This is a genomic window from Cyanobium sp. BA20m-14 (assembly GCF_024346295.1).
In genome coordinates, this window is the sequence record NZ_JAGQCR010000141.1 from 1 (window position 1) to 8,153 (window position 8,153).

An 8,153-nucleotide genomic window follows, 5' to 3' on the forward strand; every position below is an offset into this window, starting at 1 on the left:
TGATGGAAGTTTTCCTCACCCTGGAGCAGCAGGGGTTTGCCGGCCAGGGCCAGCTCTAGGGCCGCCAAGGCCAACTGCTCGGGGCTGGAGCCCTGCTCCTGGGCCACCCGCTGCAGAATTTCGCTCAGCAGGGCCCTTTCCTGCTCACTGCTCTCGGGGGTCTGGAGGCAACCGGTGAGCTTGGCCCGCATGCGATCAAGCCTGTTCTGGTTGATGGTGGCGTTGCTGGGCACCTCCATCTCTGCGATCGGTTTGGCCACGACCCGCTCCAGCCCACCCAGAAAGCGACGCTCCCGCGGGGTAAGAAACAGGATGGCGTCGCCGGTGCGGCCGGCCCGGCCGGTGCGGCCGATGCGGTGCACGTAGGCCTCCGCATCGAAGGGGATGTCGTAGTTGATCACCAGGCCAATGCGCTCGACATCGAGCCCGCGGGCCGCCACATCGGTGGCCACCAGCACATCCACCTGGCCGCTTTTGAGCCGTTCGATCGTGCGTTCCCGCTGGGCCTGGGGCACATCGCCATTGAGCACTGCCACGTCGTAGCCGTGCTGTTCCAGGGATTCAGCCACGGTGATGGTGATCGCCTTGGTGCGGGCAAAGACAATGACGCCTTCACTGGTTTCGGCTTCGAGTACGCGCTCCAGGGCGGCCAGCTTGTGGGGCGCATGCACCATCAAAAAGCGCTGACGGATGAGGCTGGCATCGGCAGCTTTCTGCCTGATTGTGACCTCGGCCGGGCTGTTGAGGTACTTCTGGGATATGCGCCTGATTTCGGCAGGCATGGTGGCTGAGAACAGCACAACCTGGCGTTTTTCAGGCAGTTGTTCCAGCACCCATTCGACATCGTCGATGAAGCCCATGCGCAACATCTCATCGGCCTCATCGAGCACCAGGGCCCGCAGATTGGAGAGGTCCAGGGTGCCCTGGCGCATGTGATCCATTACCCGGCCAGGGGTACCCACCACGATCTGCACACCGCGCTTGAGCTGGTGAATCTGGTCGCGGAAATCGGCGCCGCCGTAAATCGCCAGGGTGCGAACCCCATTCAGCTGGGAGGCGTAGCTGTTGAAGGCATCGGCCACCTGGAGGGCCAGTTCCCGGGTTGGGGCAAGCACCAGCACCTGGGGCTTGCGCTCGGCCGGATCGAGGCGGGCCAACATGGGCAGGGCAAATGCCGCCGTCTTGCCAGTGCCGGTCTGGGCCTGACCCACCAGGTCGCGGCCGAGCATCAGCTCGGGGATGGCTGCCTTCTGGATCGGCGAGGGCTCCCGGTAGCCAATTGCCTCTAGGGCCTGGAGGAGTTCGGAGCCAAAACCAAAGCAGCCAAATCCCTGGTCTGCAGAGAGATTGACGGCTGCGGCTGGGTTGGCAGCCGCGTCAAGGTCGGCGGAGCAGGGTGAACTGCTGCCGCTGGAATTTTCAGTCACTGGATTTAATTGGGCCTGGTGAAGCAGGGCTTGGGAAAGCTCTGGCTGGGAAAGTCCTTCAACGCAGGCCGGCAGAAACCCAATGAAGGCAACGATTACTGAGTTGATAATCCCGAGCAGGCGCGCACGCGGCTAGCCAGCTTGTTCAAACCTTTCAGTGCTACTTGCCCGCAATTAAATTGATAAAACTGCCCTGCCCTTGAAAAAGGCTGGATTCATATTTTATCACCATCCCCGTCCCCCCTAGCCGTCCCCCCTAGCCGTCCCCTGTCGCCGTCCTCTGACCGTCCAGCAGATCAGATCCGCCCAAAATCGTCGGCCAGCCTTTCGATGTCGTTTTCGCTGAGCCACTCGCCCCGCTGCACCTCGACGATCTCCAAATCCCCATGGCCGCCACTGGCCCGGTGCAGGGCCCCCTGGGGGATGAACACGCTGGTTCCCGCGGCAGCGGCGATCAGTTCATCGGCCACCTGCAGCTGGCCATCGCCTGCCACTACGACCCAGTGCTCGCAGCGGTGCTGGTGTCTCTGCAAGCTGAGCCGCTGACCGCGGCGAATCAGGAGCCGTTTCACCAGATAGTGCTCGCCGCTGGCAAGGGATTCATACCAACCCCAGGGGCGCTCGACCCTTCCAGCTGGGCTAGGGATTTCAGTTGTGCTCACCAGATAACTCTGGCGGGGCGGGGCGGCTATTTAAAGGGTGTGGTAACCGGCGTGATCAGGGTCGCCTGCTGCCTTGCCCTGGTGAGGGCCGTGTAGAGCAAGCGTTGCTGGGGCCGGCCGGTGGCGGGCATCAGCACCCACACCTCCTCAGCCTCACTGCCCTGGGCCTTGTGCACCGTGAGGGCCAGGGCGGGCTCGGCATCCGGTAGCTGGGCCGGGTGGATCCCGAGGGGCTCGGGGCTGCCCGGGTTCGCAAACAGCAGCCGGCGCTCGCCGCCATGCCCCACCACCAGGCCCACATCGCCGTTGGCCAGGCCAAAGTCCACCAGGTTGTGGCGGCAGAGCACCGGTGTGCCGAGGGGCCAGTGCTGGGGCGATCGGGTGGCGGCTTCCCCCAGCAGAGCCTGGTGGATGGCCCCGACCCCCCAGCGACCGCGGCGCAGCGGAGACATCACCAGGCAGCGATCGAGGGCGCCCAGCAGGGAGCTGGTGGCAGAGGAATCATTGGGGGCCCAGTGGCGGCAGAGCTGCTCGAGATCCAACTGGTGGCGCCGCATCCGCTCCAGCAGGGCTGCTGGTAAGCAGTGGGAGGGCGCCTGCAGCCACTGCAGGTTTGAGTCGGCTGGCGCCGGGTCCAGCATGCGGGCCAGCAGGGGCTCGAGCGGCTGCTCCCCATCCCGGAGCGCCGCCGCTACGGCGGCGATACTGCCGTTGTTGCGGTAGGTAGTGCGCAGCTCAATGGCGGCGCTGCCCAGGGCGAGGCGACGGGCGGGCTCCTGCAGGTCGAGCAGCACCGAGCCGGGACCCACCGGCGGCAGCTGGGCCCCATCGCCCACCAACACCAGCCGGCAGCTGGCTGGCAGGGCATCCAGCAGGGCCTGCATCAGCGGCAGATCCACCATCGACACCTCATCCACCACCAGCAGGTCGAGAGGCAGGGGGTTATGGCGATTGCGGCAGAAGCGATCGCCCCGGCTCTCCAGTAACCGGTGCAGGGTGCTGCAGGGGAGATGCAGGTCTGTGCCCGCCAGGGCGGCCCGCAGCCGAGCAGCGGCCTTGCCGGTGGGGGCGGCCAGCTGGAGGCGACTGGCCGGCTGTTGGGCCACCAGCGCCACCAACATGCGCGCCACGGTGCTCGTCTTGCCGGTGCCCGGGCCGCCCTCCAGTAGCACGAGGCCCTGCTCCAGCACTGCCCTGACGGCCCGTTGCTGATCAGGGTCGAGACCCTCCAGTTGGGCTGCGGGAGCTGCCCCGCCACCGGCCTCCAGGGGCCGCTGGGCCCGCTCGATCAGCTGCTGCAGCACCCCTTCCCGCTGGCGTTGCCAGCGGCGCCACTGCAATCGCCCATCCGTCATCACCAGCGGGCCATCGGGCTCGGCGGCCAGCGGCGATCTGGCCAGGGCCTGTTGATGGAGGGCACTGGGCACGGCAATCTCCAGTTGGCCCTCGGCCAGGGCCGTGGCCAGGGCCCCGATCAGTTCGGCCACCATGGGATCGGGGTTGCAGCCGTGCAGCCGCGGCAGGGCTTCCCCCAGGGCAGCGGCCAGGGCCTGCAGCCAGCGCGGTTGCTCCTGGGCCGGGGCCGAGCTGCTCATGCTGCCCCCCCCAGGTTCTGGTCTAGCTGCAGCAGCCGCGCCAGGGGCGGGCGCTCCAGAAACACTCCCGGCACCGCCCCCGTCCCAGCCCCCGCCTCGGTGGCACCGGGAACCCCGCGCAGGAACACATAGGCGTAGCCGCCGAGGTGGCGCTGGGGGCTGTATCCCGGCAGGCGCCAGCGCAGGTAGCGGTGCAGGGCCACCAGATAGAGGTGGGCCTGCAGGGGGTAGTGGTTGGTGGCCATCAACGCGGCCATGGCGGCGGCGCCGTAGTGGCGCGGACCGCAGTGGAGGGGCTGGCCCTGGCCATCTCGCTCGCCCAGCCAGTTGCTCTTCCAGTCGGCCACCCACCAGCACTCGCCGTGGCGAAACACCAGGTCGATCGAGCCGGTGAGGAAGCCCTGGCTGGCCAGCTCCAGCCGGGCCAGCTGCTCGGCGTAGGCGCCCCCGAACCAGCCCTGGGGGTGGGCGGCGAATGGACTCGCCAGGGAGCTGGCCCGCACCAGGGTGATGGGCAGGTCGAAATTCATCTCGTTGAGGCGTTCGGCCTGGGCCAGCTGGGCCAGCTGGAAACCCCCCAGCTCCCCGCCAAAGGGCGTGGCCAGCAGCTGCTCAAGGCCGAGCAGCACCGCTTCGTTATGGAGCGCGGCGATGCCGGCCCGCTGGAGCTCCCTGGCACAAACTTCGCTCTGGTGGGCCACGCTCTGGCGGAAATCGATCTGCTCGAGGATCCGGTGCAGGCAATCCCCGGCCTGGGCGCCCCTGGGGAAGCTGGCCAAAGGGCCGTCTTCTGGCCAGGCCAGGGGGCCCGGGTCATCTCCGGGCTGGACTTCGAGCTCCCTGGCCAGGGCATCGGTTTCCCGGCCCTCTTCGAGGGCTTCGGGGGCGGCGCTGTGGCTTGCCTGGGTCCAGCTGGTGTAGCTGCTACGCCCCCAGGTGGTGTCGAAAGGCGCCAAGGGCACCGGGCCCCGCTGGAGCGGCTCGGCCGCTACGGGGGCGCAGGCCTGCAGGGGGGCGCCGCTGGCGGCGGGGGGATCCACCAGGGTGAGCTGCAGCTGGCGGCGGACGATCTCCTGCTCCAGCAGCTCTCGCCACTCGCCATCGCTGCGGCCCCCGTAGGGATCCTGGTGGGCAGAGGGGGGATCGTCCTGGTCAAAGAGCCAGGGGTGGAGGGGGTTGCCCTGCTGCCCCTGGGCCGGACCCCAGGCCAGCACGAGCAGCTGCTGGGCCCTGGTGGCGGCCACATAGGCAAGGCGCTCCCTCTCCTGCAGTTCGGCCTGCAGCTGTTGGTCTCTGGCGGCATGGCCCGTACCCCAGTGACCGTTCAGGTGCAGGTCCAGCAGGGGATCACCGCTTTGCGGAGGTGTCCAGCGCACCCCGAGTCGCTGGGGTCCCTGGCTGCCGCCGGGGGCCTGCCACAGGTAGGGGCAAATCACCACCGGGTATTCCAGCCCCTTACTGCGGTGCACGGTCACCACCGACACGGCCGCATCCACCCCATCGCTATGGGGCTGGTGGGCGTCGGGCACGGAGCGGTCTGGATCGAGCCGCAGCCGCCGCAACCAGTCGGCCGCAGCAGCCGCCCCCAGCTGGTCTGAGTGGATCCGCTCCGCCACCAGCTCGCCGCACTGCTGCAGATCCGCCAGCACCCGCCCCCCCAGGGAGAGCCGGGCCAGCTGCCGCTGCTCCAACAGGCTGGCCAGCACGCCGAGAAGGCCCCGCCGGGGCAGCTGGGCGGCGAGCTGGGCCAGGCGAGCGGCCAGGCTGCTCCATTCGTCCTGGCTGGCTTTGGCAATCTGGGCCGCACTCCAGCCCAGCAGGGGCGATGCGGCCAGCAACCGCAGCCGCTGGGCCCAGCCGGGCTCGGCCAGGGCATCCAGCAACCGTTGCAGGGCAGTGGCCCCTGCGCTTTCAAACACATCCCCCTGGCTCACCAGCCGGCTGGCGATGCCACAGGTTTCGAGGGCGCCCCGCAGGGCTTCGGCCTGGCGGTGGGTGCTCACCAGCAGGCAGATGGCGTTGGCGTCCAGGCCCCGGTTGAGCAGGGCCGTGATGAAGCTGGCGATTTGGACGGGCAGTTGCCGCTCCAAGCTGCTGCGGCTTGGCGGTTTCTGGCCGGCCCGGCGCTGGCCGCCGAGCCAAAGTAACTGCAGGGGGGCTTGCCCCTCAGGCAACACCAGGCCGCTCCCCATCACTTTGGCCTGCACCGGGGGTACGGGCAGACCGCTGCGGCGCAGGCCCGGCCGCATCAGCCCGTTGAGGCCTGCGATCAGGGCCTCGGTGGAGCGGTAGTTGTCGGTGAGGCTGCTGATGCCGCCCCCGGCGATGGCGGCCTGGCGGGCCCGCAGGTAGGTGGCCAGTTCGCCGCCGCGAAAGCGATAGATCGCCTGCTTGGGATCGCCCACCAGCACCAGCCGGTGCCGGCCGGGCTGGAACGCCCGCGAGAGGATTCGCCACTGGATCGGGTCGGTGTCCTGAAACTCATCGACCAGGGCCACGGCGTAGCGCTGCCCCACCACCTCCAAAAGGGGGGTGCTGGCCTGCTCGCCTGGATCGAGGCCCTCCAGCAGCTGGGCGAAACCGAGCCGGCCACTCTGGCGGCGGCGCCTGTTCAACTCGGCCCGGCCCCAGTGGCAGGCATGCAGCAGCAGGGCCTCCGCCGGCCCGTCCAGCACCTGGGCGATTGCCTCCAGCAGGGGGCGCTCCGGCAGGGATGGCCGCTCTCCTTCGATGCCGCGAGCCAGCTTGAGGAAGGCACCCGGGTGGAAGTAGTCGCGCAGCAGCCCCCCGGCGCCGCCGCCGCTGCCGGCCGTGGCCCCATAGTCACCGCCGCTGGGCTGGGCGGCGATCCAGCCGTCCACCAGGCCGCAACGGTCCTTGGTCGGTCTGGGGCTGTAGGGAGTGGTGGGTTTAATTCCCAGGGCGCGCCACTGGCCGGCGGAGCAGCAGAAAGCGGCCTCCAGGGCGCGGCCATGGTCGCCCCAGAGCCGCTGAAAGCGACACCAGGCCCCAGCCCAGAGGGCTTCAAGCTGGGGGGCCAGGGGGCCATCAGCATCGATTTCCGGCGGCAGGGGCTCCAGTTGGAGGGCCGGGTCCCCATCGAGTTGGCGCAGCAGGCTCTCCAGCCTCTCCGGGCCACCCAGCCGCTGCTGCAGCCCGGCCAGCAGGGTGCTTTTCAAGTGCAAAACCTGGCGCTGCCAGTAGTCGTGGGCCACCTGGCGCACCAGGGTGCCGTTGTCGCTTTCGAGCTGGAGCTCAGGGGGCAGGCCAGCCTCCAGGGCCTGGCGCTGCAGGCTGCGGCGGCAGAAGCCATGGATGGTGGTGATGTCGGCGGCATCGAGCTGCTCGAGGGCGAGCAGCAGCCGGGCCCGCAGGGATCCCGCCCGGGGCCGCTGCCGCTCCAGCCACTTGGCCAGGGTGGGATCGGGGGCCTCTAGCGCCGGATCATCCAGACAGGCCAGGGCCAACTGCAACCGCTGGCCGATGCGGTCCCGCAGTTCGGCAGCGGCGGCATCGGTGAAGGTCACCACGAGCAGCTGACGCAAACTCAGCTCGGCCTCGGCCACGTAGCGCAGCACCAGTTGGGCCAGGGCGAAGGTCTTGCCGGTGCCGGCACTGGCCTCGAGCAGGCGGATGCCCGGATCCAGCGGGAAGGCATTGGCCTCAAAGGGTTGCTCGGCCAAGGGAGGCAGGGTCGTCATGGCAGCTGCTGGCGCAGGGGAGCCAGCAGCTCCTCCGCCTGGGCGGCCACCACCCCGCTGGCCAGCAGGCTGGCGCCGCTGAGGTCGCTGCCGAAACAGAGGGCCTGTTCCGGTTCCTGGCGTTCGCCACGGAGCTGGCCGGGGCCCCGCTGGCTGGAGCCCTCCCAGGTCTGGATGGCCTGCTCCGGCCCCTTCTCGAGCAGGGCCCAGCCGGTCTCAGGCGGCACCGGCCAGCAGCGATGGCGCCACTGCTGCCGCAGGGCCTCCAGGCGCTGCAGTTCCCGCTGGGCGAAATCCCTCTCCGGCGCCAGCAGGCGCAGCGCCACGCCGAAGTCACGCTCGCCTCGGGCAACCACCACCCCGCCGCTGGGGGCCTGGTCGGCGGCGGCGGCCAGCAGCAGCGCCAGCCACAGCTCAAGCCGGTGGCGGCTGCGGGGCTTGGCCGTATGCAGCACCAGCAATGAGGAACCTCGCCACAGCAGCTCCTGATGCCAGCCCTGCCACTGGGCCTGGTCCCGGTGCTCGGGCCCCAGGGCCTCCAGGCTGGCCTGCAGGCTGCGCCAGCGTTGGCTCAACACACCGGCCTCAAGCTCACCGGCCGCCAGGGGCGGCAACAGGCCCTGGCCCCGGTGCCGCTCCAGCCAGGTGGCGCTCTCGGCCAGGTCGATGTCGTTGGGGTTGGGGTTGGGGTTGGGGTTGGGGTTGGGGTGGGGGTTGGGGTTGGGGTTGGGGTTGGGGGTGGGGGTGGGGTTGGGGTTGGGGTGGGGG

Annotated in this window: 4 protein-coding genes and 1 pseudogene; all 5 read right to left on the reverse strand. The window is 69.4% G+C overall.

Features of this window, described 5'->3' with window-relative positions; all coding sequences use genetic code 11:
* The coding region (locus KBZ07_RS12685) for a DEAD/DEAH box helicase (RefSeq protein ID WP_254931954.1) at positions 1-1,427 on the reverse strand (1,427 nt) is incomplete at its 3' end.
* Positions 1,428-1,723: 296 nt separating this feature from the next.
* Positions 1,724-2,089, reverse strand: a complete 366-nt coding sequence (locus KBZ07_RS12690; RefSeq protein WP_254931955.1) for a phosphomannose isomerase type II C-terminal cupin domain — start codon at positions 2,087-2,089, stop codon at positions 1,724-1,726.
* A 26-nt stretch (positions 2,090-2,115) separates the two neighbouring features.
* Positions 2,116-3,684, reverse strand: a complete 1,569-nt coding sequence (locus KBZ07_RS12695; protein ID WP_254931956.1) for an ATP-dependent RecD-like DNA helicase — start codon at positions 3,682-3,684, stop codon at positions 2,116-2,118.
* Positions 3,681-7,385 (reverse strand): UvrD-helicase domain-containing protein, encoded by a 3,705-nt coding sequence (locus KBZ07_RS12700; RefSeq protein WP_254931957.1) that lies wholly within the window; start codon positions 7,383-7,385, stop codon positions 3,681-3,683. Before KBZ07_RS12700 ends, KBZ07_RS12695 begins: the two co-directional genes overlap by 4 nt.
* Positions 7,382-8,153, reverse strand: a pseudogene (locus KBZ07_RS12705) (hypothetical protein); the annotation flags it as partial. The gene KBZ07_RS12700 and the pseudogene KBZ07_RS12705, both read right to left, overlap by 4 nt.

What these genes read in the sequence shown, in the direction of transcription:
- KBZ07_RS12700 (WP_254931957.1), bottom strand. Translation starts at nt 7,385, where the DNA reads ATGACGACCCTGCCTCCCTTGGCCGAGCAACCCTTTGAGGCCAATGCC.
- KBZ07_RS12695 (WP_254931956.1), bottom strand. Translation starts at nt 3,684, where the DNA reads ATGAGCAGCTCGGCCCCGGCCCAGGAGCAACCGCGCTGGCTGCAGGCC.